This is a genomic window from Streptomyces sp. UF-297 (assembly GCF_058245575.1).
Genome location: NZ_JBSIBZ010000014.1, coordinates 28293 through 53079 on the forward strand (window position 1 = coordinate 28293; position 24787 = coordinate 53079).

Genomic DNA, 24787 nt, shown 5'->3' on the forward strand with positions numbered 1-24787 from the left:
AAAAGACGGAAGAAAGTGAAGCCTCCTGGCGGAAAACAGAATGCATCCTGCACCTCTCCGACATACCCCGGGGAATGGTACGGACTTTTCTGCGGGGCGACCGCACGAAGCAGCCACACTCCACCGACGGGCGTACGCCGTCTACTCACCACCCGCCACCTGCCCCGAAACCCCATCCGACCAGGACGGTGTCCGGAAACGGCATTGCCGATGCCCGAAATACCGTGAAGCCTCAAGTGGAGACTTGAACAATTCGCCGGGGGAAGCGATGTTCGTCAGTTCGCAGAGTTGGCAGGTCCGTAAACGGGGAACAGGCGGGGGGAAAGGTAACGAGATCATCGTCATCGGAGCCGGTATATCCGGACTGGTGACCGCATATGAGCTGGTCAAACTCGGCTATCGGGTCGAGGTGCTGGAGCGCGACACCCGTATCGGCGGACGCATCCGCACCCACCGTTTCGGCACGGGGCCGGGAGCGCCCTCGGTGGAGCTGGGCGCGATGCGCATTCCCGCCCACCACCGCCACACACTGGCGTACATCGACCATCTGCGGCTGCGCGGCAGGCTGCGGGCGTTCACCCCGCTGCTGGCGGACGAGAACACCTTCCTGCAGAGCGATAGCGGCTTCGTACGGGTGCGGGAGGCGGCCGCCGCGCTGCGCGAGGGATTCCTGGGGCAGCTGGCGCACCGCCGCCACGACTACAGCGAGGAGACCATCGCCTTCGGCATCTGGCTGACCACCGTCGTCAACGCCATCGCGCCGCCCGATCTGCGCGACGAACTGCGCGCGGACCTGCGCAGCCAGCTGCTGGACCTGGTCGAGCGCATCGACTTGACGCGCTATGTGCACGGCGAGGCCAAGGACCGGGTCGATCTGCACGGGCTGTTCGCCGACCACCCGGGCATCCGCGCCGTGTGCAGCGGCCGCCTCAACAGCTTCCTGGACGACATCCTCATCGAGACCGACCCCTCGCTGCTGCGCCTCAAGGGCGGCATGGACCAGCTGTCGCAGCGGCTGGCCGCCCGGCTCAAGGGGCGGGTGGCGTGCGGCCGCCGGGTGATGGGCATCGATGTGCGGCCCGACGACGTGCTCGTGCACGTCCGCACCGGCACCGGCACCACGGTCGTCAAGCGGGCCGACTACGCCGTGTGCACGGTGCCCTTCCCGGCACTGAGCGGTATGCGGGTCAGCGGTCTGGACCCCGACAAGACGGCCGTTGTGCGGGATGTGGTCTACTGCCCGGCCACGAAGGTGGCCTTCCACTGCCGGGAGCCCTTCTGGCAGTCGTCCGGCATCAGCGGCGGCGCCTCGTACACCGGCGGCTCCATCCGCCAGACGTACTACCCCAGTGTCGACGGCGATCCGGCCCGCGGTGCCGCGCTGCTGGCCAGCTACACCATCGGGCACGACGCCGACGTGCTGGGCCGGCTGCCCGCCCCTCAGCGCCACCGTGCCGTCCTGGAGGAGCTGGGCGCCATCCACCCCGAACTCCTGCACCCGGGCATGGTGCTGGACGTGGTGAGCGCGGTATGGGGCAACTCACCCTGGAGCGGGAACGGCTGCACCACGCGCTGGGGCAAGGACGCCGCGGCATGCGAGACGGAGCGGCTGCGCGCGGCCCGCCCGGTGGGGCGGCTGTTCTTCGCGGGCGAGCACTGCTCCACGGCGCCCGCCTGGATCGAGGGCGCGATCGAGTCGGCGCTGCGGGCCGTGGAGGACGTCCTGCGCCACGAGCCCGTCCGCCGGCCGGCCGCCGCCGGTGTGCCTACTCCAGCGAGGGCGCTGCGATGAGTGTTTTCGATCTGCCCCGGCTGCACTTCGCCGGGAGCGCCGTCACCAAGCTGGCGACCGGGCCGCGCTGCGGACTGGCCGACCTGGCCACCCACACCGCCCTGACCGACCAGGGGCCCTTCGCGCCGGAGCGCTCCAGCGCCGAGTACCGGGCCTTCCTCCAGCGGCGCGGCCCGCGCTTCGGACGGGACGGACGCCCGTGTCCCGAGGGGGAGTTCAGCGCCGCCGCGGGCTGGAACTTCGACGGCAACGGGCACTGGTGGCTGGACGCCCGCGTGGTGGCCGTGGAGGGCCCGGACGGAACGCTGGGGACCACCGATCCGGTGGTGGGCCGCAGCGTGGACGTATGGGGCCACTTCAACGACTATCTGCGCACCACCGTCAACCGCGCCCGCGTCCTGGACGTGGACCCGGCCTCCCGCTGGACCATGGCGCTGATGGCCGGTCAGTTCTGCTTCGGCCGGCGCGGCCGCTCGCACGACGAGGGCTATATGCTCACCGGCGGCGTCACGGGGCTGCACCCGCCGCGCTGGGTCGACTTCGGGCGCATCCTGGACGTGGGCGACCACTGCCTGGCGCCGCAGCTGCGGTACTGCGCGGTGCACCAGTTCGTCGTCCCCGCGGACGCCTGGGACGGGCTCGCTGCGCAGGGCGCCGAGGGCCCTTCCGGCGGGCAGCCCCCGCAGGACGTGCACGGTCTGCACTGGCTGGCCGACGCGGAGCTCTCGCCCGCCGCCGTCGCGCTGCGGGCGGCGGTGGAGGACGGCGCGGACGGCCTGGTGGTCCAGTTCGCGCTGGACAACATGTCCACCCCGCTGGCCCCGGACCGGCCCAGCCACTGGCGGGTGCGCGGCACCGTCGCGCCCTGGCGGGCCGCGGAGCCGCGGACGTACCCGGCCGGGCGGCTGATGTCCCCGCGCGGCCCGCGGCGCGCGGGCACCGACACGCCGCTGCACCATCTGACCGTCCAGGTAGCGGGCGGGCAGGCGGTGTTCAACATGGTCTCGGCGGTGCCGCTGACCGCCCGGGCACGCCAGGCCGGGCCCGGGCCGCTGCACCGCCTGGGCCCGCCGCTGGACGCGGGCGACCTGGAACTGCGCACCGCGCGCTCGGACCTGCTCCTCGCCCGCCTCCCCGCCGACCGCTACCGCACCGAGGCGGCCGAGCTGACCTCGGGCATCGTCACCGTGCCCGCCGAACCCGGCTGGCAGCGGGCCGCGGACGAGGCGCTGGTCCTGACCGGGGCCGACCGCGGCCGCGGGGCGGGCCCTGCGGGACGCCGGGTCACCCTGCTCAGCGAGGAGGAACGCACCGTCCACGCCGACGAGCCGCTGCTGGTGCTGCACCACCCGGACCGCGCGCAGGGCGCCGACCACGCCGTTCAGGTGCCGCTGCGCGCCTTCGTGCGGGGCCGTCCCGCCGATCCGGGCCCGGTGTACGTACGGCAGTTCCACAACCCGCGCGCGCTGCCCGCCGACCCGGTGGCCGGCGGGCCCGACGCCCGCTGCGGGGACGCGGACATCCTGGGCCTGCGCGCGGGCGGCCCGCAGGACGGCGGCGAGTACGCCCGCGAGTGCGTGCTGCGCACCGATGAGAGCGGGCGGGCCGTGCTCACGCTGCGCGGCGCGCGGGCGGGCACCTGCCGGGCGCTGCTGACCTGCGACCCCGCGGACACCCCGGGCGCCGACCCCGGCGCCGCCGGATCGGCCTGGGCCGCGTACGACGACGAGGACGCGCTCGGCTACTGGGCGGGGGCGAGCTGGCTGGCCGTACGGGTCCTGCCCGACGACTGGCACCTGGACCGCATCCCGCGCGAGGAGGTGGACTTCGACCTGCTGCGGCGCGAGGTCTTCGCGTTCTACGAGCATCTGTCGTCCTTCATGACCTCGGAGGTCTTCAGCCTCGGCGACCGCTGCAAGGTGGAGACCTACGCCGATCTGATCTGGCAGATGTGCGATCCGCGCAACAAGGCCAAGACGTACTACATGCCGCCCACCCGCGATCTGTCCGACGCCAAGGCGCGGCTGCTGCTGGCGTATCTGCGCAACCGCCAGGCCCGCGTCCGCCCGCCGGTGGCCGCCCGGACACACGGTGTCCAGGGGCGGGCGATCACCACCAGGGGCGAGCTGTGGACGGCGCTGAAGCAGGCCGCCACGCTCGAACTGGCCGTGATGCTCCAGTACTTGTACGCGGCCTTCTCGCTGCCGACGCACGGCGCCGGGCGGGAGTACGTACGGCGCGGGCTGTGGACGCCGCGGCAGCTGGAGCTGGCCTGCGGGCAGGGCGGGGCGACGCTGGACGAGGGGATGCGCGGGTCGCTGCTGTCCGTGGCCCGCGAGGAAATGATCCACTTCCTGCTGGTGAACAACATCGTCATGGCGATGGGCGAGCCGTTCCACATCCCCGCCCTCGACTTCGGCACCGTCAACACCCTGCTGCCCGTGCCGCTGGACTTCGCGCTGGAGCCGCTGGGCATCGGCAGCGTCCAGCGCTACATCGCCATCGAGCAACCGGCCTCCCTCACCGAGGAGCTGACCCGCGAGGGGGCCTCGGACCAGAGCAGAGCCCGGCAGGTGGACGGCTTCTCCTGGGGCTCGGTCAGCGAGCTGTACGCGGGCATCCGCGAGGGGCTGCAGCGGGTCCCCGGCCTGTTCATGGTCGAGCCGGGGCGGGGCGGCGGCGAGCACCACCTGTTCATGAGGGAGTCCCTCAACACCGTCCACCCCGACTACCAGCTGGAGGTCGACGACCTCTCCAGCGCGCTGTTCGCCGTCGACTTCATCACCGAGCAGGGCGAGGGCGGAGCCCTGGGCCACCCGCCAGCGGACTCCGACCGCACCCACTTCCAGACGTTCCTGCACATCGGCGAACTGCTCACCACCGAGCGCGTCCCGGGGCCGTACGGGCGGCTGCTGCCGTGGAGCCCGGCCTACCCGGTGCTGCGCAACCCGACCCTGGGGGCGGGCGACGCCGCCAAGGACCCGGTCACGGACGCCGAGGCGCGCACCGTGGCCCTGCTCTTCAACCGTTCCTACTTCCTGATGCTCCAGATCATGGCGCAGCACTTCGGCGAGAGCCCGGACGGCAGTCTGCGCCGCTCGAAGCTGATGAACGCCTCGATCGACGTGATGACCGGCATCATGCGGCCGCTGGCCGAACTGCTGGTCACCCTCCCCTCGGGACGGCGCGGGCGCACCGCGGGCCCGACCTTCGAACTGGAGGTCGCGCCCAGCGCCAACTCCCGCCCGGATGTGGCCCGCAGGTCGCTGGCGCTGCGCTTCGAGCACCTGGCCGCGGCGGCCCGCAAGTGCGCCGTGGTCCCCGAGGTGGTTCCCGACATGATGGCGTTCTACGCCGACTTCTTCCGCCGTGCCGCGGAGGCGACATGACTCACACCGCTGCTCAACTCCCTTACGAGACCGATGTACTGATCGTGGGCGCGGGGCCCGTCGGCCTGGCCCTGGCGCTGGACCTCAGGAGCCGTGGCGTACGGTTCGTGATGGTGGAGGCCACCGACGGCGCCGTCGACCACCCCAAGGTGGGCACGGTCGGGCCGCGCTCGATGGAGCTGTTCCGGCGCTGGCGCGTGGCGGACCGCATCCGCGCGGCCGGCTGGCCCGAGGACCATCCGCTGGACGTGGTGTGGGTCACCGCGGTCGGCGGCCACGAGATCCACCGGCTGCGCTTCGGCACCACCGCCACCCGCCCCGCGCTGCCCTACACCCCCGAGGCGGAGCAGGTCTGTCCGCAGCACTGGCTGATCCCGCTGCTCGCCGACGAGGTCGGCCAGGCGCCGCACGGAACGCTGCGACGGCGCTGCCGGCTGGACGGCTTCTCCCAGCACACCGACCACGTCACGGCCGCGGTCACCGACCTGACCGACGGCAGTCACCACACCCTGCACGCGCGGTACTTGGTGGCCGCCGACGGAGCGGCCTCGCCGATCCGCAAGGCCTGCGGGATCGCGGCGCCCGCCCGCCACGAGACCCGCGTCTTCCGCAACATCCTCTTCCGCGCCCCGCAGCTGCGCGACCGGCTGGGCAAACGCAACGCGCTGGTGTACTTCCTGACCCAGCCGCCCGCGCTGCGCTATCCGCTGCGGTCGATGGACGGCCAGGGGCTGTACCGGCTCACCGTCGGCGCGGGCGCCGGCGCCGAGGCCGCCGAGCAGGACGCGCTGGTCATGGTCCGCTCGGCGATCCGCTTCGACACCCCACTGCGCATCCTCTCCGAGAACGTCTGGCATCTGACCCACCGGGTCGCCGAGCGCTTCCGGCTCGGCCGCGTCCTGCTGGTCGGGGACGCCGCGCACACCCTGTCCCCCTCCGGCGGCTTCGGCATGAACACCGGCATCTGCGACGCCGCCGACCTGGGGTGGAAGCTCGCCGCCGAACTGGCGGGCTGGGGCGGCGCCGGCCTGCTGGACTCCTACGACACCGAGCGGCGCCCGGTGGCCGAGCGCAGCCTGGAGGAGGCCAACCGCAATCTGGTGCGCACGACCTCCCGCGAGCTGCCCAAGGAGATCCTGCTGGACTCCGCCGAGGGCGCGCGGGCCAGGGCGGCGCTGGCGAACCGGATGGAACACGGCGGTGTACGGCGCGAGTTCGAGGCACCGGACGTGCACTTCGGCTTCCGGTACGACTCGCCCCTGATCGTCCGCGGCGACGAGGAGGCGGACGCCCCCGGCGCGGCCGGTGAGGCGCCGGGCTGGCGGGACGCCCCGGTGCCCGGCGCGCGAGCCCCGCACGCCTGGCTGGGGTCCGGGCACTCCACCCTCGACCTGTTCGGCCGCGGCTTCAACCTGATGCGCTTCGCGGACTCCGAGCGGGTGGACGGCTGCGTACGGGCCTTCGTGGACCGGCGCATCCCCCTGGCCACGGGCCGCCTGCGCGAACCGGGGGCGGCCAGGCTCTACCAGTGGCCCTACGTCCTGGTACGGCCGGACGGCCATGTCGCCTGGCGCGGCAGCGAACTTCCGGACGATCCGGGTGAGTTGGCCGAAATCGTGCGAGGTGCCCGATGACCGCTGCCGGCAAGGAGCCGCCCATAGACCCGCCCCTGGGGCCGCTGCGCACCTCCGACATCCCCCTCGCCGACCCCTATCCGCACTACCGCCGCTACCGGGAGGCGGACCCGGTCCACTTCGTCCCGGCAGCGCAGAGCGGCACCGGGGACACGTACTACCTCTTCGCGTACGAGGACGTGACGCGGGTGCTCTCCAGCCGGCGCTTCGGCCGGGGCGCGGGCCTGCCGGAGGGCGGCGGCCCGCCGGCCCCCGTGCCACCGGGCTGCCCGAACCTGGCGCGGACGGTCACCAACTGGATGGTCTTCATGGACCCGCCGCAGCACACCCGGCTGCGGGCCCTGGTCGCGGGCGCGTTCTCGCCGCGCGTGGTGGAACAGCTGCGGTTGCGCATACAGAAGATCGCCGCCGATCTGGTCGGGGCGATGCGCGGCGCGCCGCTCGCCGACCTGGTGGACGCCTTCGCCGCGCCGCTGCCGGTGCTGGTCATCAGCGAACTGCTGGGCGTACCGGGCGAGCACCTGCGGTGGTTCCGCGCCCGGGCGGTGGACCTCCAGGGCGCCACCAGCTCCCGTGCCGCGCGCAGCCCCGGCGCCTTCGCCCTCGCGGACGCCGCGGCCCGGGACCTGGACGCGTACTTCCGCGACGAACTCGCGCGCCGCCGCGGCCGTCCCGATCAGGGCGGCGAGGATCTGATCGCGGCCCTGATGCGCGCGGGGGAAGACGAACACCCGCTCAGCGACGACGAGTTGGTGGGCACCTGCATCCACCTCCTGACGGCGGGCCACGAGACCACCACCAACCTGCTGGCCAAGGGCACCCTGGCGCTGCTGGCACACCCGGAGCAGCTCGCCGAGCTGCGGGAGCGGCCGGAGCTGCTGCCCGGCGCCGTGGAGGAGCTGGTCCGCTACGACTCACCGGTGCAGATGATCACTCGCCGGGCGTACGAGGACACCCCGTTCGGCGGGCGCACCGTCCCCGCCGGCGCCCGCACCACCCTCGTCCTGGGCTCCGCCAACCGCGACCCGGCCCGCTTCGACGATCCCGACCGGCTCGACATCCACCGCGACGCGCGCCGCCACTGCGGTTTCGGCGCCGGCGCGCACTACTGCGTCGGCGCCCCGCTGGCCCGGCTGGAGGCGGAGATCGGACTGGGTGAACTGCTGCGCGGCCTGCCGCGCCTGGCCCTGTCCGACGAGCCCGTCACCTACGCCCAGGACCTCGTCTTCCACGGCCCGTCGCGGCTGGTGCTCGCCACACAAGGGCGGTCGGGGGCCTGAGGACCGGCCTTCTGGCCCCGGCGCCCGGGCCCCGGGGCCCGGAAAAGTCCGTTGCGGGCCGCACCCCGGCCACCGGACAGTGGACCCATGACCACGCCCACCGCACCGCCGCCCGGCCTGACCGTGCGCCCCGCGACCCTCGACGACGCGGCGGCGGTGTGCGCGCTGCTCAACGAGGTAAACCTGCTGGAGATCGGCCGCGCCGACACCGATCTCACCACCGTACAGGCCGACTTGAAACACCCGGAGGTGGATCTGGAGCACGACTCCTGGCTGCTGTTCGACGGCTCCCGGCTGGTCGGTTACGGAATCCAGTGGGACGAGTCGGGCGCCGAGCGGCTCGACATGGAGCACTACGCCCTGCCCGACCAGCCGCACGGCGCCCAGCACCTGTTCGACCTGATGGAGGCCAGGGCGGCCGAGCGAGCGGCCGCCAACGGCGCGGCACGGGCCGTAGTGCACCTCCAGCTCACCGCCACACCGACGACGGACCTGACCGCCCTGCGCGGCCGGGGCTGGCGCCGGGTGCGCCGCTACTACGTGATGGACCGTCATCTCAGCCGCACCGGCGACCCCTTGCCCGCTCCCCCGCCCGGCGTGACCCTGCGCACCTGCCGGACCGAAGCGGACCGCCGACTCGCCCACGCGCTGCTCCAGGCCTCCTTCGCCGACCACTTCGACTTCCAGCCGCGGACGTACGAGCAGTGGCTGGACGACATCGACGCCGAGCGCGCCGACTGGTCACTGCTGTGGATCGCCCACGTCGACGGACTCGGCGACGTCGCCGCGCTGCGCACCGTCAACGACCGCGCCGCGATGGCCTGGATCAGCAGTCTCGGCGTCCTGGAGCGGGCCCGGCGCCACGGCCTGGGCGGCTACCTCCTGCGCCACGCCTTCGGGCACTACGCGGCGCTGGGCCGCGACCGGATCGGCCTCGGCGTGGACACCGACAACGGCAGCGGCGCACTGGCCCTGTACGAACGCCACGGCATGACGCTCGACTTCGGCATCGACACCTGGGAGGTGATCCTCCCGTGCGGCCAGGCCACTGCGCCCTCGTAGAGCAGCCGCGCTCCCTCCGCCTCACGCACCCGGCCCGTCCGCGCCCGGCTCGCCGGAGCTCAGCACGAACCATCGCGCGAAGTAGGCCTGGAGCGCGGTGAGCGCACCGCTGCCGCCCGCGTCCACCCGCAGACCGATGTGTCCGTCGGGGCGCACCAGCAGCAGGGCGGCCTTGGGCAGTCCGCTGCGCCAGGCACCCACGCCGTGCCCCGGCCCCGGCGCCACCCGGAACACTCCCACCGGCACCGCGTAGCGGCTCGTCAGTTCCGCGAACTCGGCGTCTCCCAGGCCTGCTTCAGGGAGCACCAGCAGCGTCCAGCGCTGGTAGGACAGCAGGTCGTGCAGCCCGCGGCGGCGCCCGCCGGCCACGATCACCGGCAGGTCCGGCAGGCGGTCACCGGCCCGCAGCCAGTGGCGCAGCCGGCTGCCACCGCGCACCCACCGGCTCAGCTCGCTGGCCCGGTGGTCCCGCGCGAAGTCGCTCAGCGCGATCCGCGCCCGCCGCCCGGCCCGCTCACTGGCCAGCACGGCCGGGCCCAGCACCCGCATCGCCGCCAAGGTGACCCGGGTGGGCGGGAGTTCCAGCACGTTGTGCCGCATGTCCCGCATGACGTGCTGCGCCGTGCGGCGCTGCTCGCGGGAGTAGGTGTCCAGCAGCTCCGGCACGGCCCAGCCGCGGTGGACGGCGGCCAGCTTCCAGCCCAGGTTGTGGGCGCCGCGCAGCCCGGTGTTCAGCCCGTGCCCGCCGATCGGGGCCCACAGGTGTCCGCTGTCGCCCGCCAGCATCGCCCGCCCCCGCCGCAGCGTGCCCGCCACGCGGTCGTGGAAGCGCGCGCGGTTGGTCCACAGCGGCTCGGTGGCCGTCAGCCGCATGTCCGGGTCGTGCGCCGCGCGCGCCACCAGTTCGCGCATCTCCTCGACGCCCGGCGGCTTCTCGACGCCGGGGTCGGGGTCCGTGCAGAAGCTGAAGAAGCGGTAGCCGCCGCGGGGCAGCGGACTGGCGATCTGGCTCACGCCCTGCTCCAGGAAGAAGTACGTCAGGTCCGTGGCGTACCGGAAGCGCCAGTCGGGCTCGGCGTTGAGCTGCACCGCCTGGAGGTTGGGCCGCCGCTCGCCCTCGAAGGGGATGTCCAGGGTCTTGCGTACGATGCTGTGCGCCCCCTCGCACCCCACCAACCACCGGCACACCAGGGCCTGTTCCGCACCCTCGGGACCCTTGAGGTCCACCTCGACCCGGTCCGTGTGCACCCGCACCGCGACGGCCTCGGTGCGCCAGCGGACGTCCTCGCCCAGCTCGCGCAGGCGGTCCCCCAGCAGCTGCTCGATGTCGTCCTGCTCGATGGACAGCGGCCTGGCGAACGCCGAGCCCGGCACGGTCATCTCGTGCCGCCCGACCCGCCGCCCCTGTACGTAGATGTCGGCCTGCCTCAGCGCGAGCCCGCCGTCCAGGAATCTGTCCACGCACCCCAGATCCCGCAGCACTTCCAGCGCCCGCTGCCAGATCACACAGGCGCGCGCCTCGCGCTTGGCGCTGGACTCCTTCTCCACGACCACCGCGCGCACGCCGTACTGGCGCAGCGCCACGGCCAGGGCCAGCCCGGTCGGCCCGGCCCCGATGACCAGGACATCGCAGTCCCGGTCCGCCCCACCCTCATGCCCCTGGGAACCGGCATCCACCGGAACCTCCCGTCACCGCACCCCTGACAAGGACCGTACGCCGAACACCGCGGGCCGTTCGCCTCAAGTATCGGCGCTGCCCGGTCCGGGCTCAACAGGCGGTCGGTACCGCTGTGTTGCGCACCGGCGGCGCTGCTCACATCAGGAGTTCGCCCACCGGGACGACAGGGGCGGGAGCCGCCGGGAGGGACACCACCATGGTCAGTCCGCCGCCGGGGGTGTCCTCGGTGGTGAGGGTGCCGCCCATGGCTTCGGTCAGGCCCCGGGAGAGGGCCAGGCCCAGGCCGAGGCCGGTGGTGTTGTCGGTGTCGCCCAGGCGCTGGAAGGGGGCGAAGGCCCGTTCGCGGTCGGCGAGTTGCATGCCGGGGCCGCGGTCGATGACGCGCAGTTCGACGCGGGCGGCCAGCACGCTGGCGGCGACGGTGACCGGGCGGTCCGGGGGCGAGTGACGGGTGGCGTTGGCGACGAGGTTGGCGATGACGCGTTCCAGCAGCGGCGGGTCGGCCAGGACGTCGGGGGCCTCGGCCAGGTCCTGGACGGCGATGCGTACGGGGGTCTCGGGGAGGGTGTCCAGGGCCGGCGGCAGCACCTCGCCCAGGGAGGTGGGCTGCAGGCGCAGGCTGAGCGCGCCGGCCCTGAGGCGGCTCATGTCCAGGAGGTTGTCGACCAGGCGGCTGAGTTTGGCCAGCGATTCCTCGGCGGTGGCCAGGAGTTCCTCCCGGTCCTCCTCGGTGAAGTGGACATCGCGGCTGCGCAGCGAGCTGACGGCGGCCCAGCCGCTGGCGAGCGGGGTGCGCAGGTCGTGGCTGACGGCGGCGAGCAGGGCGCTGCGCATCCGGTCGGCGGCCTTGACCGGCTCGATCTCGGCGGCGGCCTCGGCGAGCCGGGCGCGCTCGGCAGCGGCGGCCAGATGGGCTGCGAAGGCGGTGAGCATCCGGCGCTCGGAGGCGGCCAGCCCGCGCCCGCGCAGCACCAGCTCGGCGTCCTCGCCCACGGGCACCCGCGTCTCCTGGCCGGGCTCGGCCATGGGCGCCCGCGCCTCGTGGCCGTCCTCGCCCGCGGGTACCCGCGCCCTCTCGCCCGGCTCGGTGCTCTCGGGCGGCGCCGGGTCGCGTTCGCCGTCGCGGGTACGGGGCAGCAGCTCCACCGAGTCCATGCCGAAGGTCTCGCGGGTGCGGTCCAGGAGTACGGGCACCGCCTGCTCGCCCCGTAGCACTCCCCCGGCCAGCGAGGACAGTATTTCCGCCTCGGCGGTGGCGTGCGCGGCCCTGCGGGCCAGCCGCAGCGTGCGGTCCACCACGGCGGCGACGGTGACCGCCACGGCCGCGAAGGCGGCGTGCACCACGATGTAGTCGGCGTGCACGAGGCTGAACTGCTCGATGGGCGGGACGAAGTAGTAGTTCAGCAGGAGGGAGGCGGTGGCGGAGGCGAGCAGCGCGGACAGGACGCCGCCGATGCAGGCGACCCCGACCACGGTCACCAGGAAGATCAGCAGTTCGCTGGTGAGATTGAGGTCCAGGGGGCCGGAGACGGCGCGCAGCAGCATCGTCAGCACCACGGGCAGCACCAGCCCCGCCACCGGGCCCGCGATGCGGCGGGCCATCGGCAGGCCGCCGCCGGGCGCGGGCAGCGTCCGGCCCCGGCCCGCCTGTTCGTGCGTGACCATGTGGACATCGATGTCACCGGAGAGCGCGACCATGGTCTCGCCCACGCCGTTGGGGGTGAACAGCCGCGGCAGCCTCCTGCGGCGGCTGACGCCGACGACGAGCTGGGTGGCGTTCTCGGCACGCGCGAACTCCAGCAGGGCGGTGGGGACTTCGTCGCCCACCACGAAGTGGTAGCTGCCCCCCAGGCTCTCCACCAGCCGGCGCTGCTCGGCCAGCACGGCGGGCGAGGTGCCCGGCTGCCCGTGGCTGCGGGTGACGTGCACGGCCAGCAGGTCGCCCCCGGCGGAGCGGGCGGCGATCCGCGCGGCGCGCCGGATCAGCGTCTCGCCCTCGGGGCCGCCGGTGATCCCCACCACGACCCGTTCCCTGGTCTCCCAGACCCGCCCTATGCCGTGCTCGGCACGGTATCGCTGGAGGCCCTCGTCCACCCGCCCGGCCACCCACAGCAGCGCCAGCTCGCGCAGCGCGGTGAGATTGCCGATCCGGAAGTAGTGCGAGAGCGCGGCGTCGATCTTCTCGGGGGCGTAGATGTTGCCGTGCGCCATCCGGCGGCGCAGCCCCTCCGGGGGCAGGTCGACCAGCTCGATCTGCTGGGCGCGGCGCACCACTTCGTCCGGTACGGTCTCCCGCTGCGGAACACCGGTGATCTTCTCCACCACGTCGTTGAGGGATTCCAGGTGCTGGATGTTGACGGTGGTGACGACGTCGATACCGGCGGCGAGCAGCTCCTCTATGTCCTGCCAGCGCCGCTCGTGACGGCCGCCGGGCGCGTTGGCGTGCGCCAGCTCGTCGATCAGTACGACGTCGGGGCGGCGCGCCAGTACGGCGTCGAGGTCGAGGTCGGCGTCGAGGTCCGGTTCGGCGTCACCGCCGTCGCGGGCCGCGCCTTCGGGGAAGGGCGCCCCGCCGGGGCAGGCCGTACCGCCGGAGGAGGGCGTGCCCCCGAAGGCGTGACCTCCTCCGGAGCAGGCCGTGCCGCCGTACGACGACGTACCACCGGGCCGTACCGGCCGCGGGGCCGCGACGATGCGCGGCGCGAGCGCGGGCAGCCCGTGCAGCAGCGCCTCGGTGTGCGGGCGGCCGTGGCACTCGGCCAGGCCCACCACCACGTCCGTGCCGCGCCGGGCCCTGCGGCGCCCCTCGTCCAGCATCCGGTAGGTCTTGCCGACGCCGGGGGCCGCGCCGAGGAAGACCTTGAGCCTTCCCGGGCCGGGGCGTACGGGCCGTGCGGCGGCAGCGTCAGGGGCCCGTCGGCCGGTCGGTGGGCCAGACGGATCGCCGTGCGGACGGCTGCCCTGCGCCATGGTCGGTTCGCTCCCTCTCAGGACTACGGCACGCCGTGCGGGGGGGGGGGGGGGGGGGGAGCTCGCGCCGCCGGACGGAGTGAGGTGTTTCCACAGTCATCGTCACCGCAAAGCGGCCGGATCGCGGCTGTGCGCTGCGACGTTGACACGATCCTTACCCGCAGCGGCCCGTCGCAGGGGGTCTGTGGCTCTGTGGTGGCCGGTTCTGCTCTGGAACACTGGCCGGTGTCCGATCGAAGGAGCGCGCATGTCGGTGGACCTCCGCAAAGTGGCACGGCTGACCCGGCGCCGCCGCCGGGTCGACCTGAGCCACCCGGCCCGGTCCCCGCTCGGCTCGTCGGTCGTCAACTGCGTGGCCTACCGCGAGGGCGTACGGCAGCGCGGCAGGCCCTCCGTCGAAGAGGCGCTGGCCGGCACCCGCAAGGCCGACGGCGCTGCGGGCGGCCACGGCTTCGTGTGGATCGGGCTGCACGAGCCGCGGGAGCGGGAGTTCTCCGGCATCGCCGAGCTGTTCGGGCTGCATCCGCTGGCCGTCGAGGACGCCGTGCACGCCCATCAGCGGCCCAAGCTGGACCAGTACGGCGACACGCTCTTCGCGGTCTTCAAGACCGTGCGCTACGTCGATCACGAGGAGCTGACGGCGACGAGCGAGGTGGTGGACACCGGAGAGATCATGGTCTTCGCCGGGCCGGACTTCGTGGTGACGGTGCGCCACGGCCCGCACGGCTCACTCGGCCCGCTGCGCGAGGAACTCGAAGCCGCGCCCGAGCAGTTGGCCAAGGGGCCCGCCGCGGTGCTGCACGCCATCGCGGACCATGTCGTGGACGACCACCTGGCGGTCGCCGAGCGCTTTCAGAACGACATGGACCAGGTCGAGACCGAGGTCTTCGCGGCGTCCGCGGCGCGCGGCGCCGACCCGGGCCGCATCTACCAGCTCAAGCGCGAGCTGCTGGAGCTGAAGCGGGCTGCGGTGCCGCTGGGCCGCCCGCTGCAGACGCTGTCCACCCAGCCGCTGCGCCTGGTGGACGCCGAGACCCGGAAGTACTTCCGGGACGTGGCCGACCACCAGGCCCGCGTCGCCGAACTGATCGCCGGCTTCGACGACCTGCTCAACTCCATCCTCCAGGCCAACCTGGCGCAGGTCACCGTGGCCCAGAACGAGGACATGCGCAGGATCAGCGCCTGGGTCGCGATCATCGCGATCCCCACCATGTTCTGCGGCATCTACGGCATGAACTTCGATCACATGCCCGAACTGCGCTGGACCTTCGGCTATCCCCTGCTCCTGTCCCTGATCGCCACGCTCTGCTTCGCCACGCACCGCGGGTTCCGGCGCAACGGGTGGCTGTGACGTACGGGGGCGGGGGCAGGGCGGGCGGCTGTCTCGTACGGAGACGAGGCGCCGGGGCGTACGGACGCACGAACGGCGAGGGGAGAGGGACCGGATGGAACACCCAGAACTCCAGCGGCGGTTCGCGGCGCTGACCACGGCGCATCTGGCGGACGCGTGCCTGCGCGCGCGGGTGCCGGTGCGCTGCGCACCCGCGCCGCTGCACGCCGTGGTGCCGGGGGCCCGCCTGGCCGGGCGGGTCTGCCCCGCCCGGCACGCCGGCAGCGTCGATGTCTTCCTGGAGGCCTTCGAGACGGCGGCCGACGGCGATGTGCTGGTGGCCGACAACGGCGGGCGGCTGGACGAGGCGTGCGTCGGCGACCTGGTGGTCCTGGAGGCGCGGGCCGCCGGGCTGGCGGGGGTCGTGATCTGGGGGCTGCACCGCGACACGGCCGACATCCGGGCGATCGGCCTGCCCGTCTTCAGCCTGGGGGCGATCGCGACCGGGCCGCCGAGCCCGGGCACCCGCGCCGAGGACGCGCTCCGGTCCGCGGTGGTCGGGCCCTGGACGGTGGACCGTAGAGACCTGGCCCTGGGCGACGAGGACGGGGTGCTGTTCGTCCCGGCCGACCGCGCCGCGGACCTCTTCGCGCTCGCGGAGTCGATCCGGGACACCGAACGCCGCCAGGCCGACCGGATCCGGTCCGGTGAATCCCTGCGCGGCCAGCTGCACTTCGCCGCCTACCTGCGGCGCCGCCGCGAGTCGCCCGGTCTCACCTTCCGCGAGCATCTGCGGTCGGTGGGCGGGGCGATCGAGGAGTGACCCAGCGGGGTGCCCCGCCACCGTCGGACGGTGGCGGGGCGGCGAAGGGGGTGGGGCGGCAAAGGGGGCGAGGGTCGCTCAGAACGTCAGGAAGACGGCGTCGATGTAGCCGCTGTCGTTGGTGCTGACATCCGTGGCGCGCAGCTTCCAAGTGCCGTTGGCGGGAACCTCCGAGGCGTTGACGGTGTACTGCTGGTGAATGAGGTCGGCGCTGTCGTCCGGGGCGGGGTTCTGGAGGCGGTAGGCCCGGCCGCCGGGAGCGATCAGATCGAGCTGGAGGTCACCGCGCCATGGGTGATGGATGTCGACGTACACCTTCAGGGCGGCCGGGGCGTTGCCGCTCAGCCCGCTCACCTCCACCGCGGCCTCGGCCTGCCCCGGGGAGGGGATGGATGTGCGCCCCTCGAAGTGGAAGGTGCGGCCGTCCTCGGGGCCGTAGTTGCGCAGATCGTCGCCGGTGTAGCGGCGCACGCCGCCGCGTTCGGCGCCGCCGCCGTAGGCCGAGTTGCCCTCGAAGTAGTTCCAGCCGCCGATGACCTTGCCCGCCATGGGGACGAAGGAGCCGCCCTTCTTGACCGCGAAGTGCACATGGTTGCTGCCTGCCGAACCCCCGCAGGGGATACGGGTGCTGGTCAGTCCGAGGTAGTCGCCGAGCCCGACCGGGTCGCCGTCCGGCTTGATCTCGTTGAGGAGGTGGTAGTACTCCGTGGTCCATCCGTTGTCGTGGATGACGCGGATGTGCCCGCCGCTGCCGCAGATCCAGTACGCACGGCCGCTCTGGGCCGACAGCACCTGCCGGTTGGCCTCGCGGCTGTCCAGGTCGATGGAGCTCCAGGGGCGGGGCTGGCCGCTCCACCCGTGCAGACCACCGATGATCTTCCAGGTCCGCCCGGCGGAGTAGGGCAGTGACAGGCCGGTCTTCTCCCGCGCGCCCTGCCGCGCGCGGGCGGCGTGGGCCGCGCTCGCAGCGTCGGCCGCACCCGCAGCGTTCGCCGCATTCGCAGCGTTGGCCGCGAAGGTCCGCTTCTCCCCCGCGCTGATCACGGACTCCGGAGCGCGCCGCACCAGCGCGGCGAATTCCGGCCCGGCGTCCAGGGCCGTACGCCAGCCCTGCGCGGTCCGCGCGGCCAGGAACAGCCAGCCCTGCGGATAGGCCCCCTCCTCCCGCGGCGCCTTGACGACGGCCGAGCCGAACGCCCAGCCCCCGCGTCTTCGCTGGACGTTGACCTCCGTACCGGCATTGCGCCGCACCAGCGGCGAGCCCTCGGCGCGGGCCTGCCGGAGCATCGCGGCGGTGACGGCGCCCTCCAGCGTTCCGGGCGAGGCGGGGCCCGCGGCGACGGCCGGCGCTCCGGCCAGGACGAGGGTGAGCCCGATCAGAACCGCGACTGGACGCATTCGACGTAAGCGCATGGGTCGTCCCTCTCCGTTCGGTGATTGCCATGTTCGCGTCAATCATCCGTCAGGTACGTACCAACCGCGCAAGACGTGGGACACCTTTTCCCACCACCGGTCAGGGAGGGCAGGGCAGGCAGAGAGCGCAGGGCAGGCAGGGCAGGCAGGGCAGGCAGGGCAGGCAGGGCAGGCAGGGCAGGCAGAGAAGGAACAGCACAGCTCTCCCACCGGCCCGCGGGTTCATGACCGCACTCCCGGCGGAGCACTCAGCGCGGTCCCGTGCGCCCCCGGCTCAGGTGGCGGACGGTGCAGGGGCCCGTCTCGCGGGGCAGGGCGAAGGCGCCGGTGACCGGGCCGTGCTGCCAGCCGTCGAGGCGGAACCGGCCCCAGACGCCGCCCGGTTCACCGTCGGCACAGGTCAGGTCGGCGGCGGACAGCTCGTTCCGGGTGAGCGAACCGGCCTTGATCAGCGCCTCCTTGCGCACCCACAGGGACAGGAAGGCGGCGCGGGGGTCCTGGGCGGCGCGGATCCAGCGCAGTTCGCGCGGCGCGAGGACGCACTCGGCGAGCGCGGCCGAGTAGGGGGCCGCGCTGGTCTCGATGTCGACGCCCAGCCTGCCCGTCCCGGCCAGCGCGGCGACCTGGCCGCGGGTGTGCGACCAGCTCACCGCGAGCCAGGGGGCCTCCACCACCCGCGGCCTGCCGTGCGCGCCGCCGCACCGGGAGCAGCACTGGGCCAGGGTGACCTCGGCCGCAGCGGCGCCCAGCAGGTCGGCGACGGTCGTACGGGCCAGCAGGTGGGCCGCGACGAAGCTCTCGCGGTCGGCGGCGGCCCGGAAGCGGGCGGCGCGCTCCCGCTCAGGGCCGGTGAGCAGCGCGTACGGGTCGCCGAAGCGCGCCAGCACGTCGTCCGAACGGGCCGTGAGGAGAAGGGAGTTCACGGCCCGTCGGACGCTTTCCGTGCGCTCACAGCAGCAGCCCGCCGGCCACTTCGATGACCTGCCCGGTGATGTAGCGGGCCCGGTCCGAGGCCAGGAAGCACACCACGTGGGCGACGTCCTCGACGCTGCCCAGCCGGTGCCCCGGGATCAGCGCCTTGACGTGCGCGAGGCGTTCCTCGGGGATGCCGGCGGTCATATCGGTCGCGATGAGACCGGGGGCGACGGCGTTGACCGTGACGCCGAACTCGCCGATCTCCTTGGCCAGCGCCTTGGTGAAGCCGATGATCCCGGCCTTGGACGCGGCGTAGCTGGTCTGGCCGGGCGCCCCGTGGACGCCGACCGCCGAGGTGATGTTGACGATCGCCCCGCTGCGGCGCTTGACCAGCGGCAGCACCAGCGGCTTGGTGACATTGAACATGCTGCCGAGGTTGGTCTCGATCACCTCGTCCCAGTCCTCGCGGCGCATCCGGGCGAAGGTGCCGTCCCGGGCGACGCCCGCGTTGTTGACGATCACGTCCACATTGCCCAGGCTCTCCAGCGCGGCGGCCGCGAACTCCTCGACGCCCGCCGTGTCGGAGACCTGCGCGTGCAGCGCGGTGCACTGCTGCTGCGGGTGCGCGGCGCGCATCTGCGTACACAGGTCGCGGGCCCGCTCGGCGTTGCGGTGGTAGCTGAAGGCCACATCGGCGCCCTGGGCCAGCGCCAGGCGCACCACGCCTTCGCCGATGCCGCGCGAGCCGCCGGTGACCACGAACCGCTTTCCCGCCAGCAGGCCGCCGCTCGGCGCCGTCTGTCCGGCTCCGGGCGCGGCGGCGGGCCCGGCCGACCCGTCGACCGCGGCGGGCACCGATGTCGTCCCGGTGCCCCTCACCCGACGGCCCGGCCCGTGTTCGCGCCGCCCTCGGCGGGAGCCACGACGGGCGGTGCGACCGGTACAGGCGCGCTGCCCGCCCTGGCGCGCTTCTTGCTGCTCGCCTCGCGCTCGCGCAGTGTGCGGTAGCGCTCCTCGGCCAGCAGCGCCTGGATCATCGGCGTGTAGAACGGCCCGTCACCGGTCAGCCGGATCTTCTTTGGGGTGATCTCGGCGAAGCCGCGCTCGGCCAGGGCGTCCCAGACAGTGGTGAATTCCTCGTACACATCCACGCCGAACGCCTCGCGGTAGGCGGTGCGCTCCACTTCGAGGCCGAAGAGATTGCGGAAGAGCATCGCCAGACGCCAGTCCTGCGGCGCGTGCCTGAAGCCGCGCTCGACCGGGAATTCACCGGCGTCGACGGAGTCCTTGTAGCGGCGCAGGCTGTGGTGGTTGATGTACGACCACGAGCGGCCCGGTTCCAGCATCGAGTCGCCGAAGAAATTGATCGCGGCATAGCCGAGCCCGACGGTGTCCATGTTGTCGAACCAGCGGGTCACGCCCTCCTCGTAATTGCGGCCGACCGGATCTCCGGGCTTGCGGAAGTTGTACGCGGTGATCTGCTCGTACCCGTGGTCGGTGAGGAAGTCGCGGGAGGCCCGGTACATCTCCAGATTGCTCAGGGTGCTGGGCAGTTCGTGGTAGCGGTTGAGCGCGAAATCGGTCGGACCGCCCACGTTCAGCTCGTAGTGCGTGATGTCGTGCACGTCCCAGGAGATGAGGGTCTGCAGGTCCTCCAGCATGGTGGAGACGGTCTGCTGGGGCCAGCCGAAGATGAGGTCGACATTGGCCGCCAGGCCCAGTTCGCGCGCCCACTGAAGGCTCTGGACGACGTGTTTGGTGGTCTGTTTGCGGCCGCTGAGGCTGTTCAGCCGCTCGTTGATCTGCTGCACACCCATGCTGATCCGGTTCATTCCCGCATCGCGGATCGCCGTCATCTTCTCCAGGGAGAAGAGCTGCGGTATTCCTTCGAGGGTGATGTCGACCTGGGGTGCGACGGCCGGGAAGAGGTGGCGCACCATGTCCATCAGCTTGTGGTACAGCGGTTCCTTGTAGAGGTTGGAGGTGCCGCCGCCGAAATACACGGCGCCCAGGGTCGCGCCGGACAGCGCCTCCCGGTACATCTCCGCCTCGCGCTCCACATAGGTGTAGTAGTTCTCCAGGGCCGCGTTCCCCTGGAACTCCTCCACCGGGAAAAGACAGTAGCCGCACTTTCCGGGGTCCGTCTTGATGCAGTACGGCACTCCGACGTAGAGATTCACGAACGAGGCCTTGTCCGCCTCGCGGATCCGCCGCCGGTCCTCGGCGACCTCCTCGACGGGTACGGACAGCTCGCTCCAGTAGCGCGGCGAGGGAAAGCCGTGCTGGATCTTGTTGACCTGTCGTTTGTCGAGGTGCGTGTCGATGTAGTGATGGACGAAGTCGGCGTCTAGCACGGTGGGAGCACTCCCCTCCGGGAGGTTCTGGGCGGTCAGCAGGACCGGCCCGCCGGGGCGCGTGGCCCGGCGGGCACGGTCGCGGATCGGCGTTACGGGGCCGGTTCGGCTCTGCGGTCCGGTGCGGCGGGCGCCGCGGCGGCCGGGCCGAGGTCGAGCACCCGGTCCAGGAGATAGCCGGCGAGGTCCTCGACGCTCTGGTAGTCCAGCGCCTCCATGGCCTCGAAGCGGAAGTCGAGCTTTTCCTGGATGCGGCGCTGGAGTTCGGTGACCATCAGGGAGTCCAGGCCGATCTCCAGCAGCGCGGTCGAGGCGTCGAGGTCGTCGATGTCCAGGTCCAGCGCGTCCGCCGCCTGTCCGAGCGTGTCGCGGATCTCCCCGGCGATCCACTCGGTGACCACGGTCAGCCGCTCCTGGCGCGAGAGCGGGGTCAGCCGCTCCAGGAGCTGCTTGCGCTCGTCGCCCAGGCGGCGGCGTACGCCCTGCGCGGGCGGGGCGGTGGCCTGGCCCGCGGCGGACAGGGAGGCGGTGTAGCGCAGTTCGAGGCCGTCGATGCCGGCGATCAGGGCGCCCTGGTCGTCGGTGATCCTCAAGGTGGCGACGGCCGCGGTACGGCTGTCGTTGGTCCGTACCCGCACATGGCTCCAGACCTGCGCGGGGAAGGGCCCGTTGAGGGTGAGCCGGCGGATCGAGACCGGGATGTACGCCCCTTCCAGCGCCTGCGAGGAGAGCGTGGACAGGGCGCCCGCCGTGACGTGCAGCGCGCCGTCGAGCATGGTCGTCAGCCGGAACTCGTGGTCCTCGCCGGGCGCCCCGTCGGGTGCGGCGGCGATCCGGCCGAGCGCCTCGCCCTGCCCGTCCCCGCCGAGCCACAGCTCCCGTACGGTGGAGAACCCGGCCCCGTACTCCAGCCCCATCTTGCGCAGTTCGCCGTAGAAGCGGGCGGGGGCCAGGGCGGCGGGCATCTCCGCGCGCAGCGCCTCGGGCAGGACGGGGTCCTGGCTCGCGGCGCCGGGCGGGGCGGTGGCCGGTGCGACGGTGCCGCGGCAGTACTCCACCGGCCCCTCGCCGCCACCGGTGATCGCGAACCGGCGGTGGCCGTCGCCCAGCGGTCCGCCGCCGGCCAGCGTGGTACGGATGTCCGTCGTCCTGCCGGGCACCAGGATCAGCGGGCGGGCGAAGTCGACGTCGTGCAGCGCCACCGCTCCCGGCTCGCCGCCCTGGGCCGCGGCGTACGCGCGCACCGCGATCTCCAGGTATCCGGTGGCGGGGAAGACGGTGGTGCCCAGGATGCGGTGGTCCGTCCACGGCATCGCCGCGGTCAGCGCCGACTCCTGGACCGTCGGCCCGTCCGCTCCGTCACTCAACTGTCCCTCGGACGGCTGGTGTTCGTCGCGTACCGGTGCCGGGCTGTACGGCGCGCCGGAGTCCGGAGTGATCCAGTAGCGGTCCCGCCTGAAGGGGTAGAGCGGCGCGGGGATCCGCCGGTAGTGCGGGGCGGTGAACAGCCGCGGCAGCGCGACGGGGGCGCCGGTGACGAAGAGCGCGCCGGCGGCGGTGAGCAGATGCCGGATGTCCTCGCCGTCGCGGTGCAGCGTCGGGATCAGCTTGGCGTCGGTGACGCCGAACGCCCCCGCGATGGCGGGCGAGAGCGCGGGGTGCGGGCCGACCTCGACGATCGCCGCGCAGCCCGTCTCGATCACCGTGCGCATCCCGGCGTGGAAGAGGACCGGCTGCCGGGCGTGGGTGCTCCAGTACTCCGGCCCCTCGGTGCCGGTCATGGCCTGTCCGGTGACGTTGGAGATGACGGGCAGCGTCGGCCGGCCCAGGCGGAAGGTGGCCGCGCACTTCTCCAGTTCGGCCAGCACGGGGTCCATCAGCGGCGAGTGGAAGGCGTGCGAGACCTTCAGCTCCGTGGTGCGCACGCCGCTCTCCTCGGCGAGCCGTGCGATCTCCTCGACGGCCCCGGCCGCGCCCGACACCACCAGGCTGCGCGGGCCGTTGACCGCGGCGAGGGCCACGTCGGACTCCTTGCCCGCCAGCCACCGCGCCACCACGTCCTGCCCGGCGGCCACCGCCAGCATCTTTCCGCCGTTTGGGAGTTCACCCATCAGACGGCCGCGCAGCACGGTGAAGCGCGCGGCGTCCTCCAGGGTGAGCAGCCCGCCGACGCAGGCGGCGACGATCTCCCCGACGCTGTGCCCGATCGCGACGGCGGGCCGGATGCCCCAGGAGCGGAGCAGTTCGGCGAGCGCGTACTCGACGGCGAAGAGCGCGGGCTGGGCGCGGTGGGTGCCGGTCAGCGCCTGCGGCGCGTCCTCCCCGAAGAGCATGGTGCGCAGCGGGACGTCCAGACCCTCGTCCATGATCTCCGCGCACCGGCCGATCGCCTCCGCGAACACTGGTTCCCACTCGTGGAGTTGACGTGCCATCAGGGGATACTGCGCGCCCTGGCCGGTGAAGACGAAGGCGGCCCTGGCCTTCTTGCGCGCGCGCCCTTCGGCGACCGAGGCGGGGCTGCGGCGGGTGCGCCACAGGCGCAGGCTGCCTGCGACCTCGGCGCCGGTGGCGCCCGTCACGGCGAGCCGGTGGCGCAGCGGCACCCGGCCGGTGGCGGCGGTGTACGCCGCGTCCGCGAGGGGGTCCCGCGCGGGGCCGCCGTCGCGGTGCGACCGGTCCGGCCCGCCCGTACGGTCGGCGTGGTCCGTACGGGTCAGGAAGCCCGCCCAGCGCTCGGCGGCCTCCTCCAGGCTCTCCGCCGACTTCGCGGAGAGCACCAACAGCTCGTACGGGCGCGCCCTTTGGACGGGGACGGGCGCCGGGCGGGGCGCCTCGCGCAGGATGGCGTGCGCGTTGGTGCCGCTGTAGCCGAAGGAGTTCACGCCCGCCATCCGGGCCTGGTCCGCGCGCGGCCAGGCCACGCGCGAGGACGGCACCTCGACGAGCGCCTCGCCCAGATCGATCTTCGGGTTGAGCTTGTCCATGTGGACGCTGGGGAAGATCACTTCCCGGTCCAGCGACAGTGCGGCCTTCACCAGCCCGAGCAGGCCGGCCCCGGCCTCGATGTGACCGAAATTGCTCTTGGCCGATCCGACGTACAGCGGCTGCGCCGGCGGCCGGCTGTGGCCGTAGACCCGGGCGATGGCGCTCATCTCGATGGGGTCGCCGATGGGCGTGCCGGTGCCGTGCGCCTCCACGTACCCCACCCGGGCCGGGTCGGCGCCGACGCGGGCCAGCGCGGCACGGATGACCTGCTCCTGGGTACGGCCGTTGGGCGCGGTCAGCGCGGGGGTGCGCCCGTCGTGGTTGATCGCGGTGCCCACGACGCTGGCGAGTACGGGGTCGCCGCGCTCCAGCGCCAGGGACTCGCGCCGCAGCAGCACCGCCACACAGCCCTCGCTGCGTACGTAGCCGTCGGCCGCCGCGTCGAAGGCGCGGCACTGTCCGGCGCGGGAGAGCAGGCCGAGTTTGGAGAAGGCGATATGAATTCCGGGATTCAGGATCAGATTGATCCCGGCGACCACCGCCGTGTCGCACTCGCCGGACAGAATGCTCTGCCGGGCGAGATGGACGGCGACCAGCGCGCCGGAACAGGCGGTGTCCAGTGCGAAACAGGGGCCTTCGAAGCCCAGGAAATGCGCGATCCGGCCGACACTGATGCTTGTCGCATCGCCCATCGCGTCGTAGGGGGTGATACCGGCGGGCCCCTGGTAACTGTTCTTCAGCATCGAGTAGTTGTTGGTGTTCATCGATGCCAGGAACACACCGGTGCTGGTTCCCTTCAGTTCTTCGGGATTCTGCCCGCCGTTCTCCAGGGCGTGCCACACGGTCTCCAGCAGCAGCCGCTGCTGCGGGTCCATACGGGCCGCCTCGGTGTCCGAGATCCCGAAGAACGCCGCGTCGAAGCGGTCGACGTCGCTGACGAAGCCGCCGTGCCGGACATAGGTCCGGCCCGGCCGCAGCGGGTCGGGATCGTAGTACTCCTCGGCGTCCCAGCGGTCGGGCGGAATCAGCGAGATACAGTCGCGGCCGTCCCGGAATGTGGCGAACAGATCGTCCACAGTGGCCACTTCGCCGGGAAGTACACAACCGACGCCGACAATCGCGATAGGTTCGGCTTCCACTGCCGTCGTCTCCTTCGGCGTGC

At 72.9% G+C, this 24787-nt stretch carries 14 protein-coding genes; 7 read left to right on the forward strand and 7 right to left on the reverse strand.

What is annotated here, in order from left to right; translation table 11 throughout:
- The first annotated feature begins 268 nt into the window (after positions 1-268).
- The 5 genes from AC4IJH_RS11100 to AC4IJH_RS11120 all read left to right on the forward strand — a co-directional run bounded on the left by AC4IJH_RS11100 (position 269) and on the right by AC4IJH_RS11120 (position 9157).
- Positions 269-1792 carry a flavin monoamine oxidase family protein gene (locus tag AC4IJH_RS11100; RefSeq protein ID WP_490851502.1) on the forward strand — a complete coding sequence of 508 codons (1524 nt, stop codon included), beginning with the start codon at positions 269-271 and terminating at the stop codon, positions 1790-1792.
- The gene (locus tag AC4IJH_RS11105; protein WP_490851431.1) at positions 1789-5181 is read left to right on the forward strand and encodes a ferritin-like domain-containing protein; all 3393 of its coding nucleotides are present in this window, start codon (positions 1789-1791) and stop codon (positions 5179-5181) included. Before AC4IJH_RS11100 ends, AC4IJH_RS11105 begins: the two co-directional genes overlap by 4 nt.
- Positions 5178-6815 carry an FAD-dependent monooxygenase gene (locus AC4IJH_RS11110; protein WP_490851432.1) on the forward strand — a complete coding sequence of 546 codons (1638 nt, stop codon included), beginning with the start codon at positions 5178-5180 and terminating at the stop codon, positions 6813-6815. The genes AC4IJH_RS11105 and AC4IJH_RS11110 overlap by 4 nt, the downstream gene beginning before the upstream one ends.
- Positions 6812-8095 (forward strand): cytochrome P450, encoded by a 1284-nt coding sequence (locus AC4IJH_RS11115; protein ID WP_490851433.1) that lies wholly within the window; start codon positions 6812-6814, stop codon positions 8093-8095. Before AC4IJH_RS11110 ends, AC4IJH_RS11115 begins: the two co-directional genes overlap by 4 nt.
- 87 nt (positions 8096-8182) lie before the next feature.
- On the forward strand, positions 8183-9157 hold the full coding sequence (locus AC4IJH_RS11120) for a GNAT family N-acetyltransferase (protein WP_490851434.1): 975 nt from the start codon (positions 8183-8185) through the stop codon (positions 9155-9157).
- 21 nt (positions 9158-9178) lie between these two features.
- Here the strand turns inward: AC4IJH_RS11120 and AC4IJH_RS11125 are convergent, their stop codons facing one another.
- Together AC4IJH_RS11125 and AC4IJH_RS11130 are read right to left on the reverse strand one after the other, a co-directional pair.
- The gene (locus AC4IJH_RS11125) at positions 9179-10834 is read right to left on the reverse strand and encodes an FAD-dependent monooxygenase (RefSeq protein WP_490851435.1); all 1656 of its coding nucleotides are present in this window, start codon (positions 10832-10834) and stop codon (positions 9179-9181) included.
- A 136-nt stretch (positions 10835-10970) separates the two neighbouring features.
- Complete coding sequence (locus AC4IJH_RS11130) at positions 10971-13805, reverse strand: sensor histidine kinase (protein WP_490851436.1); 2835 nt, start codon at positions 13803-13805, stop codon at positions 10971-10973.
- Positions 13806-14052: 247 nt separating this feature from the next.
- Between AC4IJH_RS11130 and AC4IJH_RS11135 the strand changes: the two genes are divergently transcribed.
- Positions 14053-15156 carry a magnesium and cobalt transport protein CorA gene (locus AC4IJH_RS11135; RefSeq protein WP_490851437.1) on the forward strand — a complete coding sequence of 368 codons (1104 nt, stop codon included), beginning with the start codon at positions 14053-14055 and terminating at the stop codon, positions 15154-15156.
- A gap of 94 nt (positions 15157-15250) precedes the next feature.
- Positions 15251-15958: an RraA family protein gene (locus AC4IJH_RS11140; RefSeq protein WP_490851438.1), complete on the forward strand. Its 708-nt coding sequence runs from the start codon at positions 15251-15253 to the stop codon at positions 15956-15958.
- A 78-nt stretch (positions 15959-16036) separates the two neighbouring features.
- Here the strand turns inward: AC4IJH_RS11140 and AC4IJH_RS11145 are convergent, their stop codons facing one another.
- The 5 genes from AC4IJH_RS11145 to AC4IJH_RS11165 all read right to left on the reverse strand — a co-directional run bounded on the left by AC4IJH_RS11145 (position 16037) and on the right by AC4IJH_RS11165 (position 24764).
- Entirely contained in the window at positions 16037-17356 is a 1320-nt protein-coding gene (locus tag AC4IJH_RS11145) for a proprotein convertase P-domain-containing protein (RefSeq protein ID WP_490851439.1), read from the reverse strand.
- A gap of 263 nt (positions 17357-17619) precedes the next feature.
- Positions 17620-18294 (reverse strand): 4'-phosphopantetheinyl transferase family protein, encoded by a 675-nt coding sequence (locus tag AC4IJH_RS11150; protein WP_490851440.1) that lies wholly within the window; start codon positions 18292-18294, stop codon positions 17620-17622.
- Between the two features lie 25 nt (positions 18295-18319).
- Positions 18320-19141 (reverse strand): 3-oxoacyl-ACP reductase FabG, encoded by an 822-nt coding sequence (gene fabG, locus AC4IJH_RS11155; protein WP_490851441.1) that lies wholly within the window; start codon positions 19139-19141, stop codon positions 18320-18322.
- A gap of 20 nt (positions 19142-19161) precedes the next feature.
- On the reverse strand, positions 19162-20640 hold the full coding sequence (locus tag AC4IJH_RS11160; protein ID WP_490851442.1) for a coproporphyrinogen-III oxidase family protein: 1479 nt from the start codon (positions 20638-20640) through the stop codon (positions 19162-19164).
- Between the two features lie 92 nt (positions 20641-20732).
- Positions 20733-24764: a type I polyketide synthase gene (locus AC4IJH_RS11165; protein ID WP_490851443.1), complete on the reverse strand. Its 4032-nt coding sequence runs from the start codon at positions 24762-24764 to the stop codon at positions 20733-20735.
- Positions 24765-24787 lie beyond the last annotated feature (23 nt).